This is a genomic window from Nonomuraea sp. NPDC054003 (assembly GCF_055585125.1).
In genome coordinates, this window is record NZ_JBVJKR010000006.1 from 447,573 (window position 1) to 472,536 (window position 24,964).

Annotated in this window: 24 protein-coding genes and 1 riboswitch; of the genes, 14 read left to right on the forward strand and 10 right to left on the reverse strand. The window is 72.7% G+C overall.

Annotated elements, in window-relative coordinates:
• The first annotated feature begins 7 nt into the window (after positions 1 to 7).
• The 9 genes from ACZ6YG_RS18695 (at position 8) to ACZ6YG_RS18735 (ending at position 8,224) form a co-directional block, all read left to right on the forward strand.
• Positions 8 to 958 (forward strand): ABC transporter permease, encoded by a 951-nt coding sequence (locus ACZ6YG_RS18695; protein ID WP_148029732.1) that lies wholly within the window; start codon positions 8 to 10, stop codon positions 956 to 958.
• A gap of 1 nt (position 959) precedes the next feature.
• Positions 960 to 2,900 (forward strand): dipeptide/oligopeptide/nickel ABC transporter permease/ATP-binding protein, encoded by a 1,941-nt coding sequence (locus tag ACZ6YG_RS18700; protein WP_364231410.1) that lies wholly within the window; start codon positions 960 to 962, stop codon positions 2,898 to 2,900.
• Positions 2,897 to 3,877 carry an oligopeptide/dipeptide ABC transporter ATP-binding protein gene (locus ACZ6YG_RS18705; RefSeq protein ID WP_466018691.1) on the forward strand — a complete coding sequence of 327 codons (981 nt, stop codon included), beginning with the start codon at positions 2,897 to 2,899 and terminating at the stop codon, positions 3,875 to 3,877. The genes ACZ6YG_RS18700 and ACZ6YG_RS18705 overlap by 4 nt, the downstream gene beginning before the upstream one ends.
• Positions 3,874 to 4,803, forward strand: coding sequence for a dihydrodipicolinate synthase family protein (locus tag ACZ6YG_RS18710; RefSeq protein ID WP_466018692.1), 930 nt, complete (start codon positions 3,874 to 3,876; stop codon positions 4,801 to 4,803). The genes ACZ6YG_RS18705 and ACZ6YG_RS18710 overlap by 4 nt, the downstream gene beginning before the upstream one ends.
• Positions 4,800 to 6,080: an ROK family protein gene (locus ACZ6YG_RS18715; protein ID WP_466018693.1), complete on the forward strand. Its 1,281-nt coding sequence runs from the start codon at positions 4,800 to 4,802 to the stop codon at positions 6,078 to 6,080. Before ACZ6YG_RS18710 ends, ACZ6YG_RS18715 begins: the two co-directional genes overlap by 4 nt.
• Positions 6,077 to 6,376 carry a hypothetical protein gene (locus tag ACZ6YG_RS18720; RefSeq protein ID WP_466018694.1) on the forward strand — a complete coding sequence of 100 codons (300 nt, stop codon included), beginning with the start codon at positions 6,077 to 6,079 and terminating at the stop codon, positions 6,374 to 6,376. The genes ACZ6YG_RS18715 and ACZ6YG_RS18720 overlap by 4 nt, the downstream gene beginning before the upstream one ends.
• A complete protein-coding gene (locus tag ACZ6YG_RS18725; RefSeq protein WP_397198687.1) occupies positions 6,373 to 7,065 on the forward strand; it encodes an N-acetylmannosamine-6-phosphate 2-epimerase in 693 nt (230 codons plus the stop codon). The genes ACZ6YG_RS18720 and ACZ6YG_RS18725 overlap by 4 nt, the downstream gene beginning before the upstream one ends.
• Before the next feature lie 175 nt (positions 7,066 to 7,240).
• The gene (locus ACZ6YG_RS18730) at positions 7,241 to 7,945 is read left to right on the forward strand and encodes a FadR/GntR family transcriptional regulator (RefSeq protein WP_466018695.1); all 705 of its coding nucleotides are present in this window, start codon (positions 7,241 to 7,243) and stop codon (positions 7,943 to 7,945) included.
• A 132-nt stretch (positions 7,946 to 8,077) separates the two neighbouring features.
• Positions 8,078 to 8,224, forward strand: a complete 147-nt coding sequence (locus ACZ6YG_RS18735) for a hypothetical protein (RefSeq protein WP_271277741.1) — start codon at positions 8,078 to 8,080, stop codon at positions 8,222 to 8,224.
• A 104-nt stretch (positions 8,225 to 8,328) separates the two neighbouring features.
• Here the strand turns inward: ACZ6YG_RS18735 and ACZ6YG_RS18740 are convergent, their stop codons facing one another.
• The 4 genes from ACZ6YG_RS18740 to ACZ6YG_RS18755 all read right to left on the reverse strand — a co-directional run bounded on the left by ACZ6YG_RS18740 (position 8,329) and on the right by ACZ6YG_RS18755 (position 12,758).
• Positions 8,329 to 9,360 (reverse strand): hemolysin family protein, encoded by a 1,032-nt coding sequence (locus ACZ6YG_RS18740; protein ID WP_466018696.1) that lies wholly within the window; start codon positions 9,358 to 9,360, stop codon positions 8,329 to 8,331.
• On the reverse strand, positions 9,357 to 10,703 hold the full coding sequence (locus tag ACZ6YG_RS18745) for a hemolysin family protein (RefSeq protein ID WP_148029740.1): 1,347 nt from the start codon (positions 10,701 to 10,703) through the stop codon (positions 9,357 to 9,359). The genes ACZ6YG_RS18740 and ACZ6YG_RS18745 overlap by 4 nt, the downstream gene beginning before the upstream one ends.
• A gap of 228 nt (positions 10,704 to 10,931) precedes the next feature.
• Positions 10,932 to 11,825 carry a D-alanyl-D-alanine carboxypeptidase family protein gene (locus ACZ6YG_RS18750; protein WP_466018697.1) on the reverse strand — a complete coding sequence of 298 codons (894 nt, stop codon included), beginning with the start codon at positions 11,823 to 11,825 and terminating at the stop codon, positions 10,932 to 10,934.
• 11 nt (positions 11,826 to 11,836) lie between these two features.
• Positions 11,837 to 11,979: riboswitch (cyclic di-AMP (ydaO/yuaA leader) on the reverse strand.
• Between the two features lie 104 nt (positions 11,980 to 12,083).
• The gene (locus tag ACZ6YG_RS18755) at positions 12,084 to 12,758 is read right to left on the reverse strand and encodes an SDR family NAD(P)-dependent oxidoreductase (RefSeq protein WP_466018698.1); all 675 of its coding nucleotides are present in this window, start codon (positions 12,756 to 12,758) and stop codon (positions 12,084 to 12,086) included.
• Between the two features lie 134 nt (positions 12,759 to 12,892).
• Between ACZ6YG_RS18755 and ACZ6YG_RS18760 the strand changes: the two genes are divergently transcribed.
• From ACZ6YG_RS18760 to ACZ6YG_RS18775, 4 genes are all read left to right on the forward strand, one after another.
• Positions 12,893 to 13,669 carry an IclR family transcriptional regulator gene (locus tag ACZ6YG_RS18760; protein WP_148029743.1) on the forward strand — a complete coding sequence of 259 codons (777 nt, stop codon included), beginning with the start codon at positions 12,893 to 12,895 and terminating at the stop codon, positions 13,667 to 13,669.
• A gap of 12 nt (positions 13,670 to 13,681) precedes the next feature.
• Positions 13,682 to 14,530 carry a fumarylacetoacetate hydrolase family protein gene (locus ACZ6YG_RS18765; RefSeq protein WP_466018699.1) on the forward strand — a complete coding sequence of 283 codons (849 nt, stop codon included), beginning with the start codon at positions 13,682 to 13,684 and terminating at the stop codon, positions 14,528 to 14,530.
• The gene (locus ACZ6YG_RS18770) at positions 14,527 to 15,537 is read left to right on the forward strand and encodes a zinc-dependent alcohol dehydrogenase (RefSeq protein WP_466018700.1); all 1,011 of its coding nucleotides are present in this window, start codon (positions 14,527 to 14,529) and stop codon (positions 15,535 to 15,537) included. Before ACZ6YG_RS18765 ends, ACZ6YG_RS18770 begins: the two co-directional genes overlap by 4 nt.
• Before the next feature lie 138 nt (positions 15,538 to 15,675).
• Positions 15,676 to 16,590 (forward strand): DUF1838 family protein, encoded by a 915-nt coding sequence (locus ACZ6YG_RS18775; protein ID WP_271277748.1) that lies wholly within the window; start codon positions 15,676 to 15,678, stop codon positions 16,588 to 16,590.
• Positions 16,591 to 16,637: 47 nt separating this feature from the next.
• Here ACZ6YG_RS18775 and ACZ6YG_RS18780 read toward each other — a convergent pair whose 3' ends face one another.
• The 5 genes from ACZ6YG_RS18780 to ACZ6YG_RS18800 form a co-directional block, all read right to left on the reverse strand.
• On the reverse strand, positions 16,638 to 17,237 hold the full coding sequence (locus tag ACZ6YG_RS18780; protein ID WP_148029747.1) for a GTP-binding protein: 600 nt from the start codon (positions 17,235 to 17,237) through the stop codon (positions 16,638 to 16,640).
• Positions 17,218 to 17,616, reverse strand: coding sequence for a DUF742 domain-containing protein (locus ACZ6YG_RS18785; protein ID WP_148029748.1), 399 nt, complete (start codon positions 17,614 to 17,616; stop codon positions 17,218 to 17,220). The genes ACZ6YG_RS18780 and ACZ6YG_RS18785 overlap by 20 nt, the downstream gene beginning before the upstream one ends.
• Positions 17,613 to 18,038, reverse strand: coding sequence for a roadblock/LC7 domain-containing protein (locus tag ACZ6YG_RS18790; RefSeq protein ID WP_148034344.1), 426 nt, complete (start codon positions 18,036 to 18,038; stop codon positions 17,613 to 17,615). The genes ACZ6YG_RS18785 and ACZ6YG_RS18790 overlap by 4 nt, the downstream gene beginning before the upstream one ends.
• Positions 18,038 to 20,389 (reverse strand): sensor histidine kinase, encoded by a 2,352-nt coding sequence (locus ACZ6YG_RS18795; protein ID WP_466018701.1) that lies wholly within the window; start codon positions 20,387 to 20,389, stop codon positions 18,038 to 18,040. The genes ACZ6YG_RS18790 and ACZ6YG_RS18795 overlap by 1 nt, the downstream gene beginning before the upstream one ends.
• Before the next feature lie 217 nt (positions 20,390 to 20,606).
• Positions 20,607 to 22,001, reverse strand: coding sequence for an aminotransferase-like domain-containing protein (locus ACZ6YG_RS18800; RefSeq protein WP_271277750.1), 1,395 nt, complete (start codon positions 21,999 to 22,001; stop codon positions 20,607 to 20,609).
• On the opposite strand from ACZ6YG_RS18800, the gene ACZ6YG_RS18805 reads away from it, so the two are divergent.
• Positions 22,000 to 23,238: an aminotransferase class V-fold PLP-dependent enzyme gene (locus ACZ6YG_RS18805; RefSeq protein ID WP_466018702.1), complete on the forward strand. Its 1,239-nt coding sequence runs from the start codon at positions 22,000 to 22,002 to the stop codon at positions 23,236 to 23,238. The two genes, ACZ6YG_RS18800 and ACZ6YG_RS18805, sit on opposite strands and share 2 nt — an antisense overlap.
• Positions 23,239 to 23,285: 47 nt before the next feature.
• Here ACZ6YG_RS18805 and ACZ6YG_RS18810 read toward each other — a convergent pair whose 3' ends face one another.
• On the reverse strand, positions 23,286 to 24,890 hold the full coding sequence (locus tag ACZ6YG_RS18810) for a YncE family protein (protein WP_466018703.1): 1,605 nt from the start codon (positions 24,888 to 24,890) through the stop codon (positions 23,286 to 23,288).
• Between the last annotated feature and the right edge of the window lie 74 nt (positions 24,891 to 24,964).

Genomic DNA, 24,964 nt, shown 5'->3' on the forward strand with positions numbered 1-24,964 from the left:
AAGCGCCATGTTCGCACTCCTACGGCTGACCGTGAGACGGCTGGTGATCCTGCCGCCCATGCTGCTGGGCGTCACGCTGCTGGTCTTCGTGGTCCTCCAGTTCTCGCCCAACGATCCCGCGTACAACGCACTCGGCGACGGCGCGAGCCCGGAGGCGCGCGCCGCCTACAGGGCGGAGCACGGGCTGGACGACCCCCTCCCGCTGCGTTACGTCCGGTTCCTGGGGCAGCTGGCGCAGGGCGACCTGGGCTACACCGCCCCGCCGGCGACCCCGGTGATCGACCGGGTCGTCACGGCCTTCCCGCTCACGATCCAGCTCACCGTGCTGGGCCTGGTGCTCGCCGTGGCCGGCGCCCTGGCCTTCGGGGTCACCGGCGCGCTCCACCGCGACCGGTGGCCCGACCAGGTGACCCGCGTGCTGTCCATCGCGGGGGTGGCGATGCCCTCCTTCTGGCTGGGCATCCTGCTCATCCAGGAGTTCGCGCTCGGCGTTCCGATCTTCCCGACCGGCGGTTACGTCAACCCGGCCGACTCCGTCACCGGCTGGCTCCTGTCGCTGGCCCTGCCCTCGATCGCGATCGCCGTCCCGGCCGCGGCCTCGCTGTCGCGCCTGGTGCGCACCTCGATGGTGGAGGAACTGGACAAGGACTACGTCCGCACCGCCACCGGCAACGGCCTGCCCCGCGCGATCGTCGTACGCGGCGCGCTGCGCAACGCGCTCATCACCCCGCTCACCGTGCTCGGCCTGCGGGTCGGCTACCTGCTGAGCGGCGCCGTGGTCATCGAGACGATCTTCGACCTGCCCGGCATGGGCAAGCTCATCCTCGAAGGCGTCACGAACGGCGACGTGGCCCTGGTGCAGGGCGCGGTGCTGACGATCGCGGTGGCGTTCCTCCTCGTGAACCTCGTCGTCGATCTGCTCTACCTGCTCGTCAACCCGCGGATCAGGGCGGTGTGAGATGCTCAGATCAGGCCTGACCGCCCGGCTCTCCGACCCCGGCATCCGCTTCGCGCGCCTCTCCCCGGTCGCCGTCGTCTCCCTCGCCGTGCTCGTGGCGATCGCGCTCTTCGCCGTGCTGGCGCCGCTCTTCGCCGGAGATCCGCTCGCGACCGGCACGCCCGCCGTCCCGCCCGGCGCCGACCACTGGCTCGGCACCGACAGGGCCGGGCGTGACGTCTTCGCCAGGATCGCGCACGGCGCGCAGTCCTCCCTCCTCATCGGCCTGGGCGCCACCGCGCTCGCCGTCGCCGCCGGCGCGGTGCTGGGCAGCCTCGCGGCCACCTCGCGCAAGGCCGTCAGCGAGGGCATCATGCGCGTCCTCGACGTGGTCATGGCCTTCCCCGGCATCGCGCTCGCCGCGGTGCTGGTGGCGGTCTTCGGCCGCCACCTCCCGGTCCTGATCGGCACGATCGCCTTCCTGTACGTGCCGCAGCTGACGCGGGTGGTGCGGGCCAACGTCCTGGCGCAGTACGGCGAGGACTACGTCGCCGCCGAGAAGGTCATCGGCGCCACCAGGCCGCACATCCTGGTCAGGCACGTCGCCGTCAACTGCGCCGCGCCCATCATGGTGTTCGCCACCGTGCTGGTGGCCGACGCGATCATCTTCGAGGCCAGCCTGTCGTTCATCGGCGCGGGCATCCAGGACCCGGCGCCGAGCTGGGGCAACGTGCTGGCCTACGGCCGGCAGCTCGTCCTGGCCGGCGGCTGGTGGGCCACGTTCTTCCCCGGCCTGGCGATCCTGGTCACGGTGCTCGCGCTCAACCTGCTCGCCGAAGGGCTCACCGACGCGTGGGCCGCGCCCCGCTCCGCCCGGCGCGCCGCCGCACCGGCCGACGACGTCTCCTCGGCGGCCGTACCCGCCGAGGAGAGCACCGAGACCGGGGACGCGCTCGCCAGGCTCGCCGTCGTGGCGGGCGAGCGCCCGCCACGCGTCCCTCCGCTGCCGCCCGGGGCCGCGCCGCTGCTGTCGGTCGAGGACCTGACCATCCGCTTCCCGCAGCGATACGGGGACGTCCCGGTCGTCCAGTCGCTCTCCTTCGACGTACGGGTGGGCGAGACGCTCGGGCTGGTGGGCGAGTCCGGCTGCGGCAAGAGCCTGACCAGCCTGGCCATCATGGGTCTGCTGCCCCGCGCCGCGCAGGTGAGCGGCCGGATCGTCTACGACGGCCGCGACATCCTGCACCTGCCGCCAGGCGAACGGCGGGCGATCTCCGGCCCGGAGATCGCCATGGTCTACCAGGACGCCATGTCGTCGCTGAACCCGTCGGTCCTCGTGGGCACCCAGCTGCGCCAGCTCACCAAGAGAGGCGGCACCCGTACGCCGGAGCAGCTCCTCGAACTCGTGGGCCTGGACCCGGCGCGCACCCGGCGCAGCTACCCGCACGAGCTGTCCGGCGGCCAGCGCCAGCGCGTGCTGATCGCGATGGCCCTGTCCCGCGGCCCGCGGCTGCTGGTCGCCGACGAGCCCACCACGGCGCTCGACGTGACCGTGCAGGCGCAGGTGGTGGAGCTGCTGGTCGAGCTGCGGGACGAGCTCGGCTTCGCGATGCTGCTCGTCTCGCACGACCTCGGCCTGGTCGGTCAGCTCGTGCACCGGATCGCCGTGATGTACGCCGGCCAGCTCGCCGAGATCGGCACGACCGGCTCGCTCCTGTCCGGCGCCGAGCACCGCTACGCCCGGGGCCTGCTCGGCTCGGTGCTCTCCCTGGAGAGCGGGGCCAAACGGCTGCACCAGGTACCGGGCGTGGTGCCCGCGCCCCGGGACTTCGGGCCTGGCTGCCGCTTCGCGGGCCGGTGCGCGGCCGCGGACGCGACCTGCCGCACCGCTCCGCCGCCGCTGGCCGGCGACCCGCACGACCACGCGCGGGCCTGCTTCCATCCCGGAGGGGGACAACGGTGAACGAACCAGTCGTCAGCCTCGAACACGTGCACGTGGTGCACACCGCGCGCAGCGGCGGCCTGGTGCGCCGCGACAAGGTGCACGCACTCACCGACGCCACCGTCTCCGTCGGCCGGGGCGAGATCCTCGGCGTGGTCGGCGAGTCGGGATGCGGCAAGTCCACTCTCGCCAAGGTGGTGGTCGGCCTCCAGGTGCCCACCTCGGGCACGGTGCGCTTCCGCGGCGAGGACCTGTGGACGCTGCCGGTACGGCGCCGCCGGCGGGACTTCGGGGCCGCCGTGGCCATGGTGTTCCAGGACGCCTCCACCGCGCTGAACCCCCGCCTGTCCGTGCGCCGCATCCTGCGCGACCCCCTCGACGTGCACCGGCGCGGCACGCCGAAGCAGCGCGAGGAACGCGTGCGCGACCTGCTCGACCTGGTCGGGCTGCCCGGCCACGTCGCCGAGGCGCTGCCCGGCCAGCTCTCCGGCGGCCAGCGCCAGCGGGTCGCCGTGGCGCGCGCCCTGACCCTCGAACCCGACGTGATCGTCGCCGACGAGCCCACCAGCGCGCTGGACGTCTCCGTCCGCGCCCAGGTGCTCAACCTCCTGCTCGACCTGCGCACGAGCCTGGGGCTCGGCCTGGTGTTCATCTCCCACGACATCCAGACGGTCCGCTACCTCGCCGACCGGATCGCGGTCATGTACCTCGGCCGCGTGGTCGAGGAGGGGCCGGTCGCCGACGTGGCCGGCCGGGCGCGCCACCCGTACACGCGGGCCCTGTTCTCGGCCACGCCCAGCCTGCTCGACGACACCGAACGGATCGTGCTCACCGGCCCGGTCCCGTCCGCCACTCACCCGCCGTCCGGTTGCCCGTTCCGCACCCGCTGCTGGAAGGCCACCGAGGCGTGCGCGCAGGAGTTCCCGCCCGCCACTCAGGCGGAGGCGCACTTCTGGCACTGCGTCCACCCCGAATCGCCCGTAAGGAGCCTTCTTTGAGCCCCCGCAAGCCCCGCTTCAGCGGCGTCATCCCGCCGGTCGTCACCCCTCTGACGCCGGACGGCGAGATCGACGCCGCGTCACTGGAGCGGCTGGTCGAGTTCCTGATCGAGGCGGGCGTCAGCGGCCTGTTCGCCCTCGGCAGCTCCGGTGAGGCGGTCTTCCTCACCGACGCCCGCCGGGACAAGGCGCTGGAGGTCGTGGTGCGGGCGGCCGCCGGCCGGGTGCCCGTGCTCGCCGGCTGCATCGAGACGACGACCGGCCGCGTGATCGAGCGGGCGGAGATCGCCAGGAAGCTCGGCGCGGACGCCGTCGTGGTGACCGCGCCGTTCTACGCCCGCATCCATCCCGTCGAGGTCGACCGGCACTTCCGCGCCGTCAGGGCCGCCGTGGACCTGCCGCTCCTGGCCTACGACGTGCCGGTGTCGGTGCACACCAAGCTCACCGCCGACCTGGTGCTCTCCCTGGCCACGGACGGCGTCGTCGACGGGCTCAAGGACTCCAGCGGCGACGACGTGGGATTCCGCCAGGTGGTCCTGCGGGCCGCCGGGCTCGCCGGGTTCTCGGCGCTGACCGGGCACGAGGTCGTGGTCGACGCGATGATGCTCGCCGGGGCCGACGGCGCCGTGCCCGGCCTGGCCAACGTCGACCCGCACGGTTACGTACGGCTGCTGCGGGCCTGCGCCGACGGGCGCTGGGCCGACGCCAAGGCCGAGCAGGACCGCCTGACCCGGCTGTTCCGCATCGTCGAGGCGGCATCCCCTGCCACCGCCGGTGGCAGCACGCGGGGCGTCGGGGCGTTCAAGACCGCGCTGGCCCTGCGCGGGGTCATCGGCCACGCGGCCGTCGCCGCGCCGATGCGCGAGCTGACGGCCGACGAGGGCCGCGCCGTCGCCGCCCATCTGGAGGAGGCCGGGCTGCTGTGAGCCTCGTCGTCGGCGTGGACATCGGCGGCACGAAGATCGCCGCCGGCCTGGTCGACCACTCCGGCACCCTCCTGGCCACGGCCACCCGCCCCACCCCCGCCACCGAAGGCCCCGACGCCATCCTCACCACCGCCACCGCCCTCATCCACACCCTCACCGAGAGCCGGGGGGTTGTGATCGCGGCCGGTAGTGCGGAGTTCGGTCGGGATCTCCGTGAGGGGCGGGGGGCCGTGAGGGCGGCTGGTAGTGCGGAGTTCGGTCGTGACCTTCGCGATGGGCGGAGATCGGTGGGGCCGCCTGCGGAGGCCGGTCGTGACCTCCGTGAGGGGCGGGGGGCCGTGGAGTCGGGTAGTGCGGAGGTCGGTCGTGACCTCCATGACCGGCAGGGGGCCGTGGAAGCCGCCGGTGGTGCGGAGTTCGGTCGCGGCGTCCGTGACGGGCGGGGGTCCGTGGGGGCGGGTGGTAGTGCGGAGGTCGGGCGTGACCTCTGCGATGGGACCGTGGATCCGGCTGGTGTCGGGGGTCTCGGTGGCCGGGGGGTTGTGAGCGCGGTCGGTGTCGGTAGTGCTGGGGTGGTCGATCCGGGGCGTGGTGTGGTGGTCTCGGCGACCGGGGCACTGGCTGGATGGGCGGGGACCGATCTGCGTGGCGAGCTGTCGCGCAGGCTCGGGGTGCCGGTGGTGGTCGGCAACGACGTGCACGCGCACGCGCTCGGCGAGCAGTGGCGCGGTGCCGCCGCCGGCCGGGAGGACGTCCTGCTGGTCGCGGTCGGTACCGGCGTCGGCGCCTCGGTCATGCTCGGTGGGCGGGTCCGGCACGGGGCGCACGCTGTGGCCGGTCACGCGGGCCATGTGCCGGTGGCGGCGGCGGCCGGGAGGCCGTGCCCGTGCGGCGGGCAGGGGCATGTGGAGGCGGTCGCGTCCGGCCCCGCCCTGTTTGGTGAGTACCGTCGCCGGGGCGGTACGGACGCCGCGGACCTCGCCGGGGTGGCTCGGTTGGCTGCGGCCGGAGATCCGCTCGCCGCGGACGTCCTGGCCGAGGGCGGGGCCGCGCTCGGCTCGCTCATCGGCGGGCTGATGAACGTCATCGACCCTGAGATCGTGGTCATCGGGGGAGGCGTCGCCGGATGCGGCGAACCGTGGTGGCGACCGCTACGCGCCGCCATCGCCGCCGAGGTACTGCCCGCACTGCGAGACGTCCCGGTCGAACCCGCCGCCCTCGCCGGCGCCGCCGCCCTGCTCGGCGCCGCCCGCATGGCCCTGGAAGCGTCCCCATGACCGACACCATTTTCCGCCCCGCCTCGCGTGGCCCGTTTCGCGCGGGCCCGTTTCGCGCCGCCCCGTTTCGCGCGGGCCCGTTTCGCGTCGGGCCGCTTCGCGCGGGCCCGTTTCGCGTCGGGCCGCTTCGCGCGGGCCCGTTTCGCGTCGGGCCGCTTCGCGTGGGCCGTTTCGCGTGGGCCCGCCTCGCGCTGGCCCGCTGGGCGGTTGGAACCGTACTGGACGCGCGAGTGATCGGCCCCCTTCGCGCGATCACCATCGAGGATTCGCGCGAGCACCATCGAGGAGGATCATGACGTCGGCCGCTGAGCACCCTGCGCTGGCCGCTATTCGGGGCCGTCTGGTGGTGTCCTGTCAGGCGTACCCCGGCGAGCCGATGCGTGACCCGGACACGATGTGCCGGGTGGCGCGGGCGGTGGCCGCCGGCGGGGCGGCGGGGATCCGGGCGCAGGGGCTGGAGGACCTGCGGCGGATCCGCGCGGCGCTGGACCTGCCGCTCATCGGTCTGTGGAAGGACGGCGACGGGGACGTCTTCATCACGCCGACCCTCGACCACGCCCTCGCCGTCGCCGCGACCGGCGCGGACATCGTGGCCGTGGACGGCACCCGCAGACCGCGCCCCGACGGCCGCACGCTCGCCGAAACCGTCAAGGCCGTGCACGACCGTACCGGCCGGCTGGTGATGGCGGACGTCTCCACGTACGAGGAAGGGATCGCCGCCGCCGAGGCAGGCGCGGACGTGGTCGGGACGACCCTGTCCGGGTACACGGCGTACTCCCGCCCCGGACCCGGCCCTGACCTCGAACTGGTCGCCGGGCTCGCCCGCGACCTGCCCGTCCCGGTGATCGCCGAGGGGCGCGTCCACACGGCGGAGCAGGCCGCCGCAGCCGTCGAGGCGGGCGCGTACGCCGTGGTCGTCGGCACCGCCATCACCCACCCGACGACCATCACCCGCTGGTTCGCCGAAAGGATGACGAGGGCGTGACGGCCATGGTTCCGGCAGAATCGTCCCCGGGCACCCGGTGAAGCCGGGAGGCGTACGACGTCTGACGTCCTATGCTTAGGGTGCACGCCAGAGACCGGCATCGCGGGAAAGGCAGAAGATGGCGCTGGACTTCCCTGGACCCGCCACGGGGCGGCATCCGTTGCGGCGGCAGGAGGTGACGGAGCAGATCAAGGCGTTCATCCTGCGGAACCATCTGAAGCCCGGCGATCCGCTGCCCACCGAGTCCGTGCTCTGCGAGAGCTTGGGGGCGAGCCGCTCCAGCGTGCGTGAGGCGATCAAGACGCTGAGCGCCCTCGACATCGTGGAGGTGCGGCACGGCCACGGCATGTACGTCGGCCGCCTGTCCCTGGTGGCCCTGGTGGAGAGCCTCGCCTTCCGCGTCCAGCTCAGCAGCCGCGACGACTTCACCGTGCTCGGCGAGGTGATCGGCGTCCGTCAGCTGCTCGAACAGGGCCTGGCGGCCTCCCTCGTGGCGGCTCTGGAGGAGCCCCACTTCGACGCCCTGGCCGCGCTGGTGTCCGAGATGCGCGAGCTGGCCGACAAGGGGGAGACGTTCGTCGAGCAGGACCGCGCCTTCCACCTGCTGCTCATGGAGCCGCTGAAGATCGACCTCGTCCAGCAGCTCACCGGGGCGTTCTGGGACGTCCACAGCATGGTCGCCCCGTTGCTGGCCCCGTCCACCGCCGACGGACGGGAGACGGCCGACGCGCACGCGGAGATCGTGGCGGCCGCCCGGCGGCGCGACGTGGCCGCCTTCCAGGCGGCGATCGAGGCCCACTACGGCCCTGTGCGCAAACAGCTCGCCACCCACCTGCGGGATTCCGGGAACGCCGTGGACGGACGGTCCGACGGCCGATGAGCCCGCCGCCGCCGATGCTCACGCCCGGCGAGCGGAGTCTCGCCGTCAGACGTACGAGGGTCAGCAGGTAGATCAGGGTTCCCAGGGCGATCAGCGCGCCGCTGACGAGCACCGGCCAGGGTGCGCCCAGGCGTGCAGGGAACGTCCACGGCGTCGCCGAGCACGACCGCCATCGCGATGATCGCCCACGGGAGCAGGGCCGGTGAGCCGCCGACTGCCAGGCCCGCACAGGTCAGGGTGAGCGCGACGGGCGCCGTGGTCAGCAGCCACGCCGTCTGACGTGCCCGTACGTCGGCGCGCTCGGTGCCCGGGCGCATCACCGTGAGCCAGAGCGCCATTCCTCCCGCCATGGCCTCGGAATGGCCGGATCGCCACGTGACTCGTCAGCGCGCCGTCGGCTCCCCGTTCCCTGGCACCAGCAGGGTGGTCAGCAGGTCGTCGAGGCTGACGATGCCGATCGTGGCGTCGTCGTCGCGGACGAGCGCGAGCTGGCTGTGGCCGGCCCGGAGCGCCGACACCGCGTCCGACACCGAGGCGCCCGCGTGCAGGGCCGGGACGCGGTAGGCGAGCTGCTCGGCGGTGACGTCGCGGGAGCGGCGGCGCGCCAGGTAGGCGTCGCGGATGTGGACGACGCCCAGCGGGGCCGCGGCGGGGCCGACGATCAGGCGCGAGCGTCCGGCGTTCAGGCAGGCGTCGACCACGTCCTGGGCCGAGGCGGCGGCGGGCACGCCGACGATCCGGTCGATCGGGGTGATCAGCCCGGCGATGCCGGTGTTCGGGGCGTGCAGGGCCTGGGTGAGCACGGCGTGGTCGTCGGCCTCGATGAGCCCGAGCCTGCGTGACTCCTCCACCAGGTGCTGGAGCTGCTCGGGGGTGCGCGGGTTGGCGTCGCCCTCCCGGGGCCGGACCTTGAACAGGCGGAGCAGCGCGTCGCTGACGGCGTTCAGCACGCTGATCACGGGACGGACGACCAGCGTGAAGCCGCGGAACGGCAGCGCCAGGACGGTGGCCGAGCGCTCCGGATGGGCGATCGCCCAGGACTTGGGCGCCATCTCGCCGAGGACCATGTGCAGGAAGGTCACGATGGCCAGCGCGATGACGAAGGCGACCGCGTGCGCGGCGGCCTCGGGCAGCCCGGCGGCGTGGAACAGCGGGGTGAGCGTGCCGGCGATGAGCGGCTCGGAGACCACGCCGAGGCCGAGCGAGCAGAGCGTGATGCCGAGCTGGGCGCCGGCCAGCATGAGCGACAGCTCCTTGATCCCTGCCAGCGCCGCCGCGGCGGACCGGCTGCCCTGCGCGGCGGCCTTCTCCAGGCGGTGGCGCTTGGCGGCGACCAGGGCGAACTCGGCGGCGACGAAGAAGCCGTTGCCGGCGAGCAGGAACAGGGTGAGGGCCAGGCCCAGGGTCAGGTTCACGACTGCTGCTCGCCTTCGTGCCGGTACGGGGTGAGGCGGACGCGCTCGGGGACGTGGCGGTTCAGGGTCAGCACCTCGATGCGGGCGTGGGTGGGCGCGCCGGGGTCGAGGGTGGCGGGCAGGTCCGCGGTGATCACGTCGCCGGGCACGGCGAAGCGGCCCAGCCGGTGCAGGATGAGCCCGGCCAGCGTGTCGTAGTCGTCCTCGTCCGGCAGGCTCAGGTCCGTGGCCAGGGCGATCTCGTCTATCCGCAGGCCCGCGTCCAGCTCCCAGCCGTCGCCACGGCGCACCGCGGCGGGCGTGTCGGCGTCGTTCTCGTCGGCGATCTCCCCGACCAGCTCTTCGGCGACGTCCTCCCAGGTGACCAGGCCGGCCAGGCCGCCGTGCTCGTCGACCACGCAGGCCACCTCCTCGCCGCGCGCGTGGAGCTGGCCGGCCAGGTCCGGCAGCGGCTGCGAGAAGGGCACGACGAGCACCTCGCGGGCCAGGTCGCCGACCCGGGTGGTGGCCGCCGCGCCGGTCGGCACGGCGGCGACGTCCCGCAGGCTGACCAGCCCGGCGACGTCGTCCAGCGTGGCGCCGAGCACCGGATAGTGCGTGTGGCCGTGGGCGGCGATGAGCTCGTCCAGCTCGGCGACGGTCGCCGACGCGGCGACGGCCACCACGTCGGCCCTGGGCACCATGACCTCTTCGGCGGTGTGGTCGGAGAAGGCGAGCGCCCGCTCCAGCACGTCGGCCTGGCTGCCGGGCAGGTGGCCGTGCGCCTCGGACTCGCCGATGATGTGGCCGAGCTCCTCCAGGGTGGCGCCGTGGTGCAGCTCCTCGACCGGCTCGATCCCGACCGCGCGCAGCAGCCTGTTGGCGGTGGCGTCGAACAGCTTGATGATCGGCCCGGCCACGGCCAGGTAGATCAGGGTCGAGGAGGCCAGCGCGCGGGCCAGCGGCTCCGGCCTGGCCAGCGCCAGGTTCTTCGGGGCGAGCTCGCCGATCACCATCTGGATGATCGTGGCGAGCGCGAACCCGATTGCCAGCGCCACCGCGTCCACCAGCCCCGCGGGCATGCCGAGCGCGGTCAGCGCGGGTGAGATCAGCTCGGCCAGCGCCGGGCGGGCGATGAAGCCGACCACGAGCGCGGTGACGGTGATGCCGAGCTGCGCGCCGGACAGCATGAACGACAGCCGCTCCAGCACCTTGACGGCCTTGGCCGCCTTCTTGTCGCCCGCGGCCGCCTGCTGCGTCAGCGCGAGCCGGTCGGCGGTGACGTAGGCGAACTCCTGGGCGACGAAGTAGCCGGTGGCCAGGGTGAGGACGAAGATGGCCACCAGGCCCAGCGCGACGCTCATCGCGCGCACCCCCGTCCCGGCACCGCGCCTCGGCGCTCAATCGTGTTCAGGTCAGCCGGCACCGGCTCCACCATCTCTTTCCTTTCGAAGCCGGGGCCTGGACCTGCGACCGGCGAGTAGGCGCGTGCCGGACAAACCGTCCGCACGCGCCGTTTTCGACGCTAGCCGATCGTGCGGCCCCGGCTGCCACCAGGCCACATCTTCCCAGGCAACAAGCAGGAAAGGGACCTATCGGTGGCCCGCGTGCCCCCAGTCCAGCAGAGCCTGCGCGGTCTGGAAGCGGCGGCCGGAGTCGGTCTCGCCGAGGATCACGCCGACCAGGCGGTTGCCGTCGCGCTCGCCGGCGAAGGCGAGCGTGTAGCCCGCGTCCCTGGTGTAGCCGGTCTTCACGCCGAGGGCGCCCGGCGCGGCGAGGAGGCGGTTGGTGTTCTTCCACGCGTACGAGCCGTGCTCGGACGTCGACTCCACGGCGTGGTACCGGGTCGAGGTGATCTTCTTGAGGGTCGGGTCATCCAGCGTCGCCTTGGCGAGCGTCGCCTGGTCGCGGGCGGTGGAGTGGCCGCCGCCCCGGTAGGGCATGCCGTCGGCGTTCACGTACACGGTGTCGGTCATGCCGAGCTTGCGGGCGGTGTCGTTCATCTCGGCGACGAACCCGGGCACGCCGGGGCCGTAGGCACGGGCGAGCGCGTGCGCGGCGTCGGCGCCGGACGGGAGCATCAGCCCGTACAGCAGGTTCTCGACGGTGAGGGTGTCGCCGGCGCGCAGGTGGGCCACCGAAGCGCCGCCCTGGCTGCCGTACTCGACGTCCTCGGCGGTGATCGTGACCTTGTCCGTCGGCTTGGCCTGCTTGAGCACGGTGTAGGCGGTCATCGCCTTGGTGAGGCTGGCGACCGGCCTGCGCAGGTCGGCCTCCTTGCTGAAGTGCACCTCGCCGCTCTTCGCGTCCATCAGGTACGCGGCGCTGCCGGCCACGGAGGGGGCGTTGGCGAGGGGCCGCTCGACGGCCGCGGCCGGAGTGGCGGCCTGGGCGGCGCCGGCGGCGGTGGTCATGGCGCCCGTGGCTACGGCGAGGCCGAGCAGGGCACTGCTGATCCGATGGCTGATCCGATGGGTGAGACGCATGAAGGGATTGCTCCTAGCTTCCATGCCGCCTACCGGGTTAGCTGACGGGTTCGGGCGTGGAAGTGCCCTACGGCGCGAGATCGGGCGCCGATTCACCCCGGAATGAGAGTGGGTCCCCGGCTCCGCCGGATGGCGGATTAGGCGGCCGCGCGAAGGCGCGGTCCGGGCAGAACACAGCGGTCGCATGGCGGACCCCGCTGCTGCAAGCCTCAAACGTAGCAAAAAGGCATAAAACGGTCAAATGTTCGCCTATGAAGCTCAGTACGTGGCGCGTCCCCCGCTGATGTCGTACACGGCGCCGGTGGAGAAGCTGACCTTGTCGGAGGCCAGCCAGGCGATCAGCTCGGCGACCTCCTCGGGGCGGCCGACGCGGCGCATCGGGATGAGCCCGGTGATGTGCGCCAGCGCCTCCGGGCCGGTGTCGGCGTTCATCGGGGTCTCGATGACGGCCGGGGCGATCACGTTGGCCAGCACGCCGCTGGTGGCGAGTTCCTTGCCGAGCGACTTGGTCAGCGCGATGACGGCGGCCTTCGAGGCGGAGTACGGCGACATGTTGGGGTTGCCGTCCTTGCCGGCCATGCTGGCGATGTTGACGACGCGGCCCCACCCGCGCTCGCGCATGCCGGGCACGAAGGCGCGGCAGGTGTGGAAGGTGCCGTCGACGTTGACCTCGAAGGTGCGCCGCCAGCCGTCGAGCGGGAGCTGCCAGAGCGGGGCGTTGGGGCCGACGATCCCGGCGGAGTTGACCAGGATGTCGACCGGGCCGATCTCGTCGGCGGCGGCCTGGACGGCGGCGGCGTCGGTGACGTCCACGACCAGGTCCGCGCCGTCGGCGACGTCGAGGGTGACGACCCGGACGCCGTCGGCTTCCAGGCGGACGGCGGCGGCTCTGCCCAGGCCGCTGACCCCGCCGGTGATGAGAGCGGTGCGCATGTCTCTTTCCAATAGTTGGAATCGATAACACATGGGTGGAACTGTCTGCGAGGCTAACCGGCTCCCGCCGCCCGGGGGAAGGCTTCGCCGGGAGCAACTTCCGTTTCCTGGAACGACGGTCTAACGTACGGAATATGCCCGAATGGACGGAGGAGCAGCGGCTCGTAGGCTCCGATCGCGTGCTGGCGGTGCTCGCGGAGCTGGCCCGTCACCCCGACGGGGTGGGGCTGGAGGAGATGGCGCGGGCGGTGGACAGCTCGAAGCCGACGGTGCATCGGGCGCTGGCCTCGCTGCGCCGGGCCGGGTTCGCCAGCCGGCACGGACACGGCCGCTACGTGCTCGGCGACGAGTTCCTGCGCATGGCCTTCGCCCACCACGAGGCCCGCCCCGACCACGTCCGGGTGACCCCGATCCTTGAGGCGCTGTGCGACCGGTACGGCGAGACGGTGCACTACGCGGTGCTCGACGGCCCCTGGGTCGTCTACCGCTCCAAGCTCGACCCGCCGTCCGGGGCGGTGCGGCTGAGCTCCGTGGTGGGCGGCCGCAACCCGGCCCACTGCACCGGCGTGGGCAAGATGCTGCTGGCCGCCGCCCTGCCCGACGAGGACGCGGTGCGCGCCTGGGTGGGCGACAGGACGCTGGAGCGGCCCACCGGCCGCTCCATCGGCACGGCCGGGGAGTTGCACGCCGAGCTGGTACGGGTCCGCAGGCAGGGCTATGCCGTCGACGACCAGGAGAACGAGCCGGGCGTCAACTGCCTGGCGGTCCCGGCCTACCTGACCTCGCCCACCGTGCCCAGCGGCGCGATCAGCATCAGCGGCCTCGCCTACCGCACCCCCGTGCGGGCGCTCGTGGACGACCTGCCCGCCATCCTCGCCATCGTCTCCGGCGATCGGCCCCCTTCCAGCTAACGGAGAAGACACGTGCAGCTCATGCGCATCGGCGCGCCAGGCGCCGAGAAGCCCGTCGTCCGCGTGGACGAGACCCACTACATCGACGTCTCCGACGTCACCCCCGACTTCGACGAGCGGTTCTTCGCCCGGGGCGGCGCCGCCCTGCTCGCCGACCGGGTCGCCGCGGGCCGGCCCCGCGCGTTCGCCGGCGAGCGCGTCGGCGCCCCGATCGCCAGGCCGCACCAGATCCTCTGCATCGGCCTCAACTACAGCGACCACGCCGCCGAGACCGGCCAGGCCGTCCCCGACGAGCCGATCCTGTTCACCAAGTCACCCAACACCCTCGTCGGGCCGTACGACGACGTGCGGATCCCGCGCGGCTCCACCAAGACCGACTGGGAGGTCGAGCTCGGCATCGTCATCGGCAGGCGCACCTCCTATCTCGACTCGGTGGAGGAGGCCCGCGACGCCATCGCCGGCTACTGCGCGGTCAACGACGTCAGCGAGCGCGCCTTCCAGATGGAGCGCGGCGGCCAGTGGAGCAAGGGCAAGTCCGCCGAGACCTTCAACCCGGCCGGTCCCTGGCTCGTCACCCCTGACGAGATCGCCGACGTCACGAACCTCGGCATGTGGCTGACGGTCAACGGCGTGCGCCGCCAGACCGGCACCACCAAGACGATGATCTTCGACCCGTACGTCATCGTGCACCACCTGAGCCAGTTCATGGTGCTGGAGCCGGGGGACCTGATCAACACCGGCACCCCGCCCGGCGTCGGCATGGGCCAGAACCCGCCCGTCTGGCTCCGGCCCGGCGACGTGATGGAGCTCGGCATCGACGGCCTGGGCAGCCAGCGCCAGAAGGTGATCGGCCCCCGGTGACGCGGGCGCTGGTGCTGACCGGCCCGGGGGAGGCGGAGGTCCAGGAGGTCGAGCCGCCGGTCGCCGCGCCCGGGGAGGTGGTGGTGGACGTCGAACGGGCCGGCGTGTGCGGCACGGACGTCGAGCTGTTCACCGGCCACATGAGCTACCTGAGCACCGGCCGGTCCCGTTACCCGTTACGGCCTGGCCACGAGTGGTGCGGGCGCGTCACCGCCGCCGGCGAGGGCGTGGACCCCGCCTGGCTCGGCCGCCGCGTCACCGGCGACACCATGCTCGGCTGCGGCCACTGCGCCCGCTGCCGCGCCGGCCGCCACCACGTGTGCGCCGAACTGGCCGAGATCGGCATCAGCCGGGGCCGCCCCGGCGCGCTGGCCGAACAAGTCGCCGTGCCCGTCACCGCCCTGCACCGGCTGCCGGACACCGTGGACCCCGCGCTCGGCGCCCTCGTCGAACCCGGCGGCAACGCGCTGCGGGCCGTCCGCGGCGCCGCCCTGGATCCGGGCGATCGGCTGCTGGTCCTGGGGACTGGCACGATCGGCCTGCTCGCGGCGCTGTTCGCCCGTGCCCAAGGCATCGAGGTCCACCTGATGGGCCGCGACGACGGGGGCCTGCGCCTGGCCGCGGACCTCGGCTTCACCGGCGCCTGGACCAGGGCGTCGCTGCCCGCGCTGCCCTGGCACGCCGTCATCGACGCCTCCAACGCGCCCGGGCTGCCCGCACTCGCGCTCGACCTCGTCGAACCCGCCGGTCGCCTCGTCTACATCGGCCTGGCCCGGACCCCGTCCACCCTCGACACCCGCGACGTCGTACTCAAGGACGTCACCGCCGTCGGCATCCTGGGCGGCTCGGCCGGTCTGGCCGGCGCGATCGCCGCCTACGCCGACGGCTCGGTGGACGCCCGCCCGCTGGTCGCGGCCACGGTCGGCCTCGCCGAGACGGCCGGCGTCCTCGCCGGCCGCCGTCCCGGAGGCGCCGGTCCGAAGATCCACATCGACCCCCGGCGCTGACGCCGCCTGGACAACCCTTCGCTCGGCATGATCACATATGGCGCTGTTCGCTTGCGTCTCCAAGTGAAAGGCGTTCACGTGTTAAAACGAAGCGTTACGGGGCTCTTAGCCCTTGTCGTCCTGGTCCTCGGTACCGGCATGCCGGGCGCGGCGGCGGACGGCGGCGCCCCCACAGACCCCGGGCCCGTCTACAAGACGGTCACCGACAAGAGCGCGAAGCTCTCCCTCCAGACGTTCGGACGCCCGGACGGGAAGGACATGGTCTTCCGGATCTCCGGCTCGGTGTACGCGAACATCGAGGGCAACAGCCTGGACCCGGAGCTGCGCCACGGCCAGAAGCTCTTCAACATCGAGGGCTACAACATCCGGCGGCTGTACCGGGTCCCCGGGACGACCCAGCTCTACCAGCTCTCCCGCGAGATCGTCTTCTACACCGACCCGGCCGACCCGAAGCACGTCGTGCGCACGTGGAAGAACCCGGTCGACGGCAAGACGTATCCCGTCGTCCCCATCAACAACGACACGGTCAACTTCGGCCCGTTCCCGATCACTTCCTCCTACGTCGGCCCGCCGCTGCAGCGCCTGCACGACGAGACCGTGTGGACCAGCGACATCCCCGTGCGGACGGACTTCGGCGCCACCCTCGGCGAGCGGTTCGGCCTGGTCGGCGGCGTGTACGCGGCGCAGGAGATGTTCGACTTCTCCGTGGACGACCGCGAGGCGGCGGCCCGCACCAAGCCCGGCGTCCCGTCCGGCGCGATGAAGACGAAGATCAGCTGGTCGCGGACCAGCCCGTGGGCGCCGTTCATGTGCCTGGCGGAGACCGACGTGCGCGGCCAGCTCACCTACCACGCCCGCAGCTGGTCGCTGAGCTCGTACGCCGACATCGAGCCGTGGCTGCGGGCCGAGGTCGAGAAGAGCCATCCGCTGTACAAGGCCGCACCCGGCGCGCCTGGGCCGAGCGAGAACTCGTGGACGTCCTTCTACAACAAGCAGCTTGGCAAGGGCGCCACCACCTGGGCGAGCTGGTGCGCCGCCAACGGCCGCGCCTGAACCGCCCGCCAAGGCGGAGCCACGACGGCTCCGCCTGGTAGGACGCGTCAGGCCACGGGATGCGGCGCGGTGCGGGACCGGGTGGCCATCAGGTGGTCGATGAGCGCCAGCAGCACGTCGCGCCCCGCCGCCCGGTCGCGGGCGTCACCGAGCACCAGCGGCACCTGCGGGTCGAGGTCGAGCGCCTTGCGGATCTCCTCCCGCGTCCGGTCACGGACACCGTGGAAGCAGTTGACGCCGACGACGAAGGGGATGCCGCGGCTCTCGAAGAAGTCGATCGACGCGAAGCTCACCTCCAGCCGGCGGGTGTCCACCAGGACGACCGCGCCCATCGCCCCGTTGACGAGGTCGTTCCACATGAACCAGAAGCGCTCCTGGCCGGGCGTGCCGAACAGGTAGAGCACGAGCTGCCTGTTGATGGTGATGCGGCCGAAGTCCAGCGCGACCGTGGTGGTGGACTTGCCGCCCACGCCCTCCAGGTCGTCGACGCCGACACTGGCGTGGGTCAGGTACTCCTCCGTGCGCAGGGGGGCGACCTCGCTCACCGCGCCGACCAGGGTCGTCTTCCCGACGCCGAAACCGCCGGCGACCAGGATCTTCACTGCCAGGGGAGCGGCGTCCGCATGGTCAGAGTTCGCGTAGCCCATCCCTCACCGCCTCAAGGATTGCCATGTCGGGGAAACCGCCTGCCTGTGCGAAGGAGAGCGGCGGCCGGGCCAGCACCTGACCCGACTCGATCAGGTCGCCGATGAGGATCTTGGTCACCGACACCGGCAGGTTCAGCGCGGCGGCGACCTCGGCCACCGCCAGCGGCCGCTTGCAGAGCGTGAAGATGGTGCGGTGCTCCGGCTGCATCCTTCTCCGGCCGCGCGCGGCTTCCGGAAAGGCCTCGGAGACCGTCGTCACCAGGGTGATCAGCGCCAGGTCGTCCCGCTCGGGTGCGGTCCGTCCGCCGGTGATCGTGTAGGGACGGACGAGGGACTCGTCGGCGTCTTCGTCCTCGAAGCCCTCCGTCCAGTGCCTCATCCGTGTCTCCCCCCGTCATGCGGGGGGCGCGCCTCGGTGCCCAGCGCCTGGCCCACCTGCTGGATCAGGGTGTGCATCGCGACGCTCATCAGCTCGGCGTCGACCTCCTGGGACGCGACCACGGCCAGATGGGTCCCCCGGCCCGCGGCCGTGACGAACAGCCACAGGTCGGCCATCTCGATGATCACCTGGTGGACCGGGCCGCCGCTGAACAGCTGCCCCACGCCGCGGGCCAGGCTCTGCTGGCCGGTGGCGATCGCCGCCAGGCGTTCGGCGTCCGCGCGTTCGATGGTCCTGGACCGGCTGATCACCAGGCCGTCGTCGGACAGCACGATGGCGTGCCGGGTGCCCGCGACCCGGTCGACCAGGCCGTCCAGGAGCCAGTCCACATCTATGTTCGTGGCGGTGGTGCGCTGCGTCATCATCGATCTTCCGTCGTAGGGGAACTGGACTCGGCGGATCCGCCCTGCCCGGGCCGGGAGGCGTCGTCACCGGTCCGGCGCTTGCGGGACTGCCTCTGGAAGGCGCCGATCGCGGCGCTGGACCGGCCGGGCTGGTCGCGCACGGCGAACTCCTGGCCGGTCCGTTCGTCTCTGGCCGCCGGGACCTTGAGCTCCGCGGCGAGGCTGGCCTGGCGCACCCGCTGGGGGAGCGGCCGGAGGCCGGACGACGCCGGCGCGTCGTCCCGTTCCGGTGACGCCGAGGCGGTCACGTGCGCCATCGCGCGTCCTCTGGAACGGGCCGGCAGATCGCCGTCCTCGTGAGCCGGGCGGGCGTCTTCCCGGGGACTGGAGACCTCCTCGGGAACCGGCACCGCGCGGGGCCGGTCCACCACCAGCGACTCGGGGATCAGCACGATGACCCGGGTGCCGCCGAAGGCCGACGACCGCAGCTCCACCTTGAGTCCCAGGCCCGCGGAGAGCCGGGAGACCACGTACAGGCCGAGACGCACGTCGTCGGCGTGGGTCATCACGTCGAGCCGCGGCGGCGACCGCAGCAGGTCGTTGGCGGCGTCGTACTGCTCGGGCTCCATGCCCAGGCCCCGGTCCTCGATCTCCACGGCGACGCCCCGGCTGACCGGCGCGGCGCGCACCTCCACGGGGGTCAGCGGCCTGGAGAAGGCGGTGGCGTTCTCCATGAGCTCGGCCAGGACGTGGACCAGCGGTCCGACCGCGCGCTCCGCGATCCAGGACTCGCCCTCGACGTCGATCGCGATCCGGCGGTAGTCCTGGACCTCGCCCTGCGCGGCGCGCAGGACGTCGAGCAGGTGGACGGGCTTGCGCCAGCGGCGCTGCGGCTGCCCGCCGCCCAGGATCACCAGGTTCTCCTCGTAGCGGCGCAGCCGGGCGGTGAGGTGGTCCAGGTCGAACAGGCCCTCCAGCACCTCGGGGTCCTCGTGCCTGCGCTCCAGCTCGTCCAGCTTCTTCAGCTGCAGGCCGATGAGGATCTGGGTGCGGCGGGCGATGCGCTGGAGCATGCGCTGGAAGCCGCGGTGCTGCTCGGCCTGCCGCACGGCGGTGAGCACGGCGCTGCGGCTGGCCAGGTTGAGCGCCTGCCCGAGCTCGCCGAGCTCGTCGGGGGTGGGCTGGAGCGTGCGCACCTCCGCGTCCACGTCGACGTCCTCGCCGCGTTCGAGCCGGGCGACCACGTCGGGCAGCCGCTCCTGGAGCTCGTGGGCCTCGTGGCGCAGGTGCAGGATGCGGCGGCGGAGAATGGCGGTGAGCCGCCAGCTGGTGAAGATCACCAGAGCCAGGGCGAGCAGGCCGACGCTGGAGATGCTGACGAAGACGGTGAAGACCATGCGGGCGTGGTCGTAACCGATCTTGCTGACGTTCTCGAACCGGAGGTCGATCAGCTGCCGCAGCTGCCCGGTGACCGCCTCCACCGAGGAGCGCCAGGCGACGCTGTCGCCGCGGAGCGTCACCTGGTCACCCTCGGGGGCGCTGGTGATCAGCCGCTCCTCCATGGCGGTCATGGTCGCCCACGCCTTGCCGTCCGTCAGCTTCGCGTACGGGGTCTCGTCGCCCTTGAGAGCGGGGATCACCCGGGAGCGCATGAGGTGGTTCCTGGCGCCGATGGCGTCGGAGACGAGGACGTACTCGTTCCTCGTCAGGCGCCCCGTCCCCCAGCCGCGGGCCAGCACGGCGTCTTCGCGGCCGAGCAGGTTGACGACCCAGTAAAGGTCGCTCAGCGCCTGCGCCTCCCTGTTGACCTGGCCCTCGTCGGTCCTGCCGAGCGTGGTCAGCACGCCGAGGCCCGACTCCAGCACGCCGCTGTAGTAGTCGAACGCGCGCTGCGCGCCGGACCGGCCGGCGTCCACCGCCCGGCGCTGCTCGGCGAGGAGGCCGAGGCCGCGATCGGTCCTGGCGATGGCGTCGGCGAGCCCTTCCTGCGCGTCGGGGACGTCCAGGGCGGTCAGCGGACGGAACGCCGCCACGGCCTGGTCGGTCACCCGGCGCTGCTCGGTGAGCTCGGCGCGGGCGCTCGCCGAGCCGGCCAGCACCTCCGCGGTGAGCCGCCGCTCCCGGTCGAGGCCGAAGAACAGGGCGGACGCGGGTACGCCCACCGTGGTGGTGGCCAGGTCCATCTGGGCCTTCTCCGCCTGCCACTGCGTGAACAACTGGTTCATGCCCGAAGCGAGCAGCGGGGCGAAGGTCAGGCTCGGCACGAACACGACGATGAGCAGCACGGTGCGCAACGGCAGCCGCCGGACACCGCCCCGTCGCCGCGGGCCGTCGCCGGACGGCCCCGCTAACCCGTTCCCGTCGTCCATCGTCCCCGTCCGTTGTCGCCCGGTCCTGCCTGACTCAGCCACGTGCGGGACACTCTCCTCGGCGATCGGTGCGTTCTTGGAGAAGATCGCCACATCGGCGACCGATGCCCGATCGTAGCCATGAGGCAGTTGAGTCGAAAGCCCCCGATTTGCCAGTACGGGTCGGGCTTCCCGGAGTGCTCTGACCGGTGGGCGCCCTGAGATGTGGGATCGCGCGTCAGGGACCGGAGGACGCGAGCCGGCGTACGGCTTCGATCAGCTCGGCCCGGTCGGCGGCGCCGGCGAAACTGAGGCGCAGGTAGGCGGCGGGGAGCTCGGTGGCGAAGAAGCGGTCGCCGGCGCTGACGGCGACGCCGTGCTGACGGGCCGTGCCGGCGACCGCGGTCTCGTCGGCGCCGTGCGGCAGGCGGACCCAGAGGTGGAGCCCGCCCGCGGGGACGCGGTCGAGTGTCCAGCCGGGGAGCTCGCGCGTGACGGCGGCCGCCAGTGTCCCGCACCGCTCCCGCAGCGCCACCGCCAGGGCGCGGACATGCCGTTCCCAGGCCGGAGAGCTGAGGAGTTCGAGCGCGGTCTCCTGGAGCGGGCGGCTGATGAAGAAGTCGTCGACCAGCCGGACGGCGCGCAGGCGTGCCATCACGGGGCCCCGGGCCACCAGGGCGCCGATGCGCAGGCTTGGCGCCGCCGGCTTGGTGAGCGAGGTCAGGTAGATCACGGTGCCGTCGCGGTCGTCGGCCAGCAGGGGCGGCGGCACCGGCGTGCCGTGGCCGAGGTGCCGCGCGAAGTCGTCCTCGATCACGAACGCGCCCGCCGCCCTGGCCGCGTCGATGATCTCCCTGCGGCGTGGCGGCGCCAGCACGGCGCCGGTGGGGTTGTGATGGGTCGGCTGGCAGTAGAGCAGGCGGGCGCGGGTCATGCCGAAGGCGTCGGCCAGGAGGCCGGGCCGCAGGCCGTCGGCGTCCATGGGCACCGGGACCGGGCGCAGGCCGGCCGCTCTGGCCGCCGCGATCGCCCCCGGGTAGGTGGGCGACTCCACCAGGACGGGGTCGCCGGGCCCGGCGATGGCGCGGAACGCCATGGACAGGGCGCTCTGCCCGCCGGCGGTGACCAGGATGTCGTCCGCGTGCACGCCGTCGCCGGCCATGGTGGCGAACACGCTGCGCAGGGCCGCCAGGCCGCCGGCGGGGGCGCGGTCCCAGGCGTCGGGGCGGCGCGCCGCGCGGGCCAGCGCCGCGGTCAGGATCTTGCCGGGCTGGAGCGACCGATGCAGGTAGCCGCCGTCCAGCATGATCGTCCCCGCGGGCGGCGGGCCGCCGGCGTCGGTGAGGAGGCGGGTGTCCACGCTCCGGTCGGCGAGGGTGACGGTCTGCCAGGAGGTGTCGGCCACCTCGGCGCGCCGCCGGGCGCGGGCGGCGACGTAGGTGCCGCTGCCCGGACGGGTGACCACCACGCCCTCGGCGGCCAGCGTGGCGATCGCCTGCGACACGGTGGCGGGGCCCACCCGGTGGCGCCGGATCAGCTCCCGGCTGCTCGGCAGCCGGTCACCCGGCGCCAGCCGCTCGATCTCCGCGCGAAGCCTGGCCGCCAGCTCGACCGAACTGCTACCGTCTGACATGAGGATCGATAATAGCGCTTCCAGCATCTCCCCAGAACCGCTTCTGGACGTCGCCGCCCTGCGCGCCGACACTCCCGGGGCCGCGGGCGTCGTGCACTTCAACAATGCCGGTTGCGGCCTCATGGCCGCGCCCGTGCTGGCCGCGATGGTCGACCACCTGCGGCTGGAGGCGGACCTCGGCGGGTACGAGGCCGCGGCCGCCCGCGCCGAGCAGGTCCGCGGCTTCTACGCCGAGACCGCCGCGCTGATCAACTGCGCTCCCGAGAACATCGCCTTCGCCGGTAGCGCCACCCACGCGTTCTCCACCGCCCTGTCGGCGATCCCGTTCGAGGCCGGCGACGTCATCCTCACCACCCGCAACGACTTCATCTCCAACCAGATCGCCTTCCTGTCGCTGCGCAAGAGGTTCGGCGTACGGATCGTGCACGCGCCCGACGTGCCCGAGGGCGGGGTGGACGTGGCGGCGATGGCCGCGCTGATGCGCCTGCACCGCCCGCGCCTGGTGACCGTCACCCACATCCCCACCAACTCCGGCCTGGTCCAGCCGGTCGCCGAGATCGGCCGGCTCTGCCGCGAACTGGACCTGCTCTACCTGGTCGACGCCTGCCAGTCCGTCGGCCAGTACCCGATCGACGTCGAGGAGATCGGCTGCGACCTGCTCACCGCCACCTGCCGCAAGTTCCTGCGCGGCCCCCGCGGCTCCGGCTTCCTGTACGTGTCCGACCGGGTGCTGCGCGCGGGCTACGAACCGCTGTTCATCGACATGTACGGGGCGCGCTGGGTCGAGCCCGGCCGCTACGAGCCGGTCGAGACGGCGGCCAGGTTCGAGGACTGGGAGTTCCCGTACGCCCTCGTCCTCGGCTGCGCGGCCGCCGCGCGCTACGCCCGCGAGGTCGGCATGCACGCCATCGGCCGCCGCACCCCCGCCCTGGCCGCCCGCCTGCGCGACGCGCTCGCCGGCCTGCCCGGGATCCGCGTCCTCGACCACGGCCGGCGCCTGGGCGCCCTGGTCACCTTCGCCGTGGACGGCTGGGAGCCGGAGCCGTTCAAGGCGGCCATGGACGCCCGCCGGATCAACTCGGCGCTCAGCTTCCGCCACTTCGCGCAGTTCGACTTCGGCGACAAGGACGTCGACTGGTGCCTGCGCCTGTCGCCGCACTACTACAACACCGAACAGGAGGTGGACGAGGCCGTCGCGGCGGTCGCCGGCCTCACCGCCGCGGGCCACGGGCGGTAGCCGATCGCCGTCGCCGACGACCGGCTCACCCGCCTTCGAGACCGGCTTCAGCCGTTTCCGGGCCTCACCGTGACGTGCCGGGCGGCACCCGCGTGTTCGGTGGCATCGTCACCATCCCACCAGACCCCGTAGATGTACCTGCCCTCCTGATCGGGTCGGTCGTCGAAGCGGAACGACCCGTTCCTGGCGACCCGCACCGTGCCGAGGTCCTCGACGACGCCATCGGCGCTTTCACGCATCACCGTCAACGACGGGCGTGTGGTGGGCGCCTGGTCGCCGAACTTCAACTCGCCTTTGAAGCGGAGCCGCTTTCCGACGACTCCGTCCACGGGCCCGGTCAACGTCACGAACGCCGACTGCAGGGACACCATCACCGCCACCGATGCCGTGCTCCCTCGGACGCCGGCGGCACCGGGCCAGTTCACGTCATAGCCGACCGTCCCGGCGACCGGCGGGGTGACGGTGATGGTGAACGTACCGTCTGCCGCTGTCCGTGCACGGCGGAGGGCCGTGCTGGTCCCGTCGGGCAGCCGGTGGGACACCTCCAGCCGTTGCCTTCCCGGAGCCGCGCCGTCAGCCCGGGTGAGACGGCCGGTCAGGGTGAGCGGCTCCAGCGCCGTGGCCTCTTCCGGAGCCGTCAAGGTCATGGTCGTCTGCACCAGAGTGGCGTCTTCCAGCCGCCACAGGCGGAGCCTTTCGGAGCCGGGGACCCACAGCACGGCGAAGACGTCATCACCGGCGACGGTCACCCCTCCGCTGATGATCACGGGGTTGGGCCACCCGGTAGGACTCTTCTGCGAGTAGGTCGTGGCCCCCGTCGCCACGTCGTACAGTTCGACGCCTCGAGTGGTCCACCCGCCCACGATATGACTGCCATCCGGGCTGACCGCCACGGCTGCCGCATAGCCCTGGGCCGACATGTCCTCGCCGTAGACCCGGACCCTGGTCAGACTCGTGGTGTCCCAGGTCTCGTACCGGTCCGAGAAGGTCAGCACGGCCTTCGAGCCATCCGGTGTGACGGCGAGATCTCTCAGGTTGGTCATGGCATGGGCGCCCTCGTCGATCTCGCCGCGCAACTCGACGGAACCTGCGCTCACGTCGTACACCTGGAGATCGACTGGTTCGACGCGGGAGTCACCGAGCACCAGCGTGTTCCCCGCGGCGGCGATCAAAGGTGGCGTGTACCTCCCCGTCACGACCGCGACAGGTTGCGGCGCCGGGGCCGACACATCGAGACCGGCGACACCACCGACGCCACGGTCGCACCCGTACGCGGTCCACAGCACATCGCCGGACAGCGACAGACTGACCGGGCACGGGTGCGCCGCGAAGTCGATCCGCCGCGTGACTGCGAGGGTCGCGGTGTCGATCTCGATGACCTCGTGCGACTCATACAGCGCCGCATACACGCGGGTGCCGTCAGGTGCCGCCGCGAGTCCTGCCGGCCCTGCCAGATCGGTGATCGCGCCGACCAGTTCCCCACTGGTGTCCGCGACCACGATCCGGTCATTTCCGGAAACGAAGACCTTGCCTCCTCCAGCGGCCACGTCGCTGTTGCCCCGCCGGTTGTTGATGAAGCCGAGCTCTGTCATCGAGTCGGCGGCCGAGGCCACGGGTGCCACGGCGGTGACGAGGCCGGTCGTCATGGTCATGGCACACAGGAGAGCGACCAGCCGACGTACGGTCCGGGCGATGCCTGACCGTTCCGATGGGGAGAAGCGCACGT

Bases quoted from the DNA above. Each gene is read 5' to 3' on its own strand.
- ACZ6YG_RS18695 (WP_148029732.1), top strand. From the start codon at position 8: ATGTTCGCACTCCTACGGCTGACCGTGAGACGGCTGGTGATCCTGCCG.
- ACZ6YG_RS18700 (WP_364231410.1), top strand. From the start codon at position 960: ATGCTCAGATCAGGCCTGACCGCCCGGCTCTCCGACCCCGGCATCCGC.
- ACZ6YG_RS18720 (WP_466018694.1), top strand. From the start codon at position 6,077: ATGACCGACACCATTTTCCGCCCCGCCTCGCGTGGCCCGTTTCGCGCG.
- ACZ6YG_RS18725 (WP_397198687.1), top strand. From the start codon at position 6,373: ATGACGTCGGCCGCTGAGCACCCTGCGCTGGCCGCTATTCGGGGCCGT.
- ACZ6YG_RS18745 (WP_148029740.1), bottom strand. From the start codon at position 10,703: ATGAGCGTCGCGCTGGGCCTGGTGGCCATCTTCGTCCTCACCCTGGCC.
- ACZ6YG_RS18750 (WP_466018697.1), bottom strand. From the start codon at position 11,825: ATGCGTCTCACCCATCGGATCAGCCATCGGATCAGCAGTGCCCTGCTC.
- ACZ6YG_RS18755 (WP_466018698.1), bottom strand. From the start codon at position 12,758: ATGCGCACCGCTCTCATCACCGGCGGGGTCAGCGGCCTGGGCAGAGCC.
- ACZ6YG_RS18760 (WP_148029743.1), top strand. From the start codon at position 12,893: ATGCCCGAATGGACGGAGGAGCAGCGGCTCGTAGGCTCCGATCGCGTG.
- ACZ6YG_RS18775 (WP_271277748.1), top strand. From the start codon at position 15,676: ATGCCGGGCGCGGCGGCGGACGGCGGCGCCCCCACAGACCCCGGGCCC.
- ACZ6YG_RS18780 (WP_148029747.1), bottom strand. From the start codon at position 17,237: ATGGGCTACGCGAACTCTGACCATGCGGACGCCGCTCCCCTGGCAGTG.
- ACZ6YG_RS18785 (WP_148029748.1), bottom strand. From the start codon at position 17,616: ATGAGGCACTGGACGGAGGGCTTCGAGGACGAAGACGCCGACGAGTCC.
- ACZ6YG_RS18790 (WP_148034344.1), bottom strand. From the start codon at position 18,038: ATGACGCAGCGCACCACCGCCACGAACATAGATGTGGACTGGCTCCTG.
- ACZ6YG_RS18795 (WP_466018701.1), bottom strand. From the start codon at position 20,389: ATGGACGACGGGAACGGGTTAGCGGGGCCGTCCGGCGACGGCCCGCGG.
- ACZ6YG_RS18805 (WP_466018702.1), top strand. From the start codon at position 22,000: ATGAGGATCGATAATAGCGCTTCCAGCATCTCCCCAGAACCGCTTCTG.
- ACZ6YG_RS18800 (WP_271277750.1), bottom strand. From the start codon at position 22,001: ATGTCAGACGGTAGCAGTTCGGTCGAGCTGGCGGCCAGGCTTCGCGCG.
- ACZ6YG_RS18810 (WP_466018703.1), bottom strand. From the start codon at position 24,890: ATGACCATGACGACCGGCCTCGTCACCGCCGTGGCACCCGTGGCCTCG.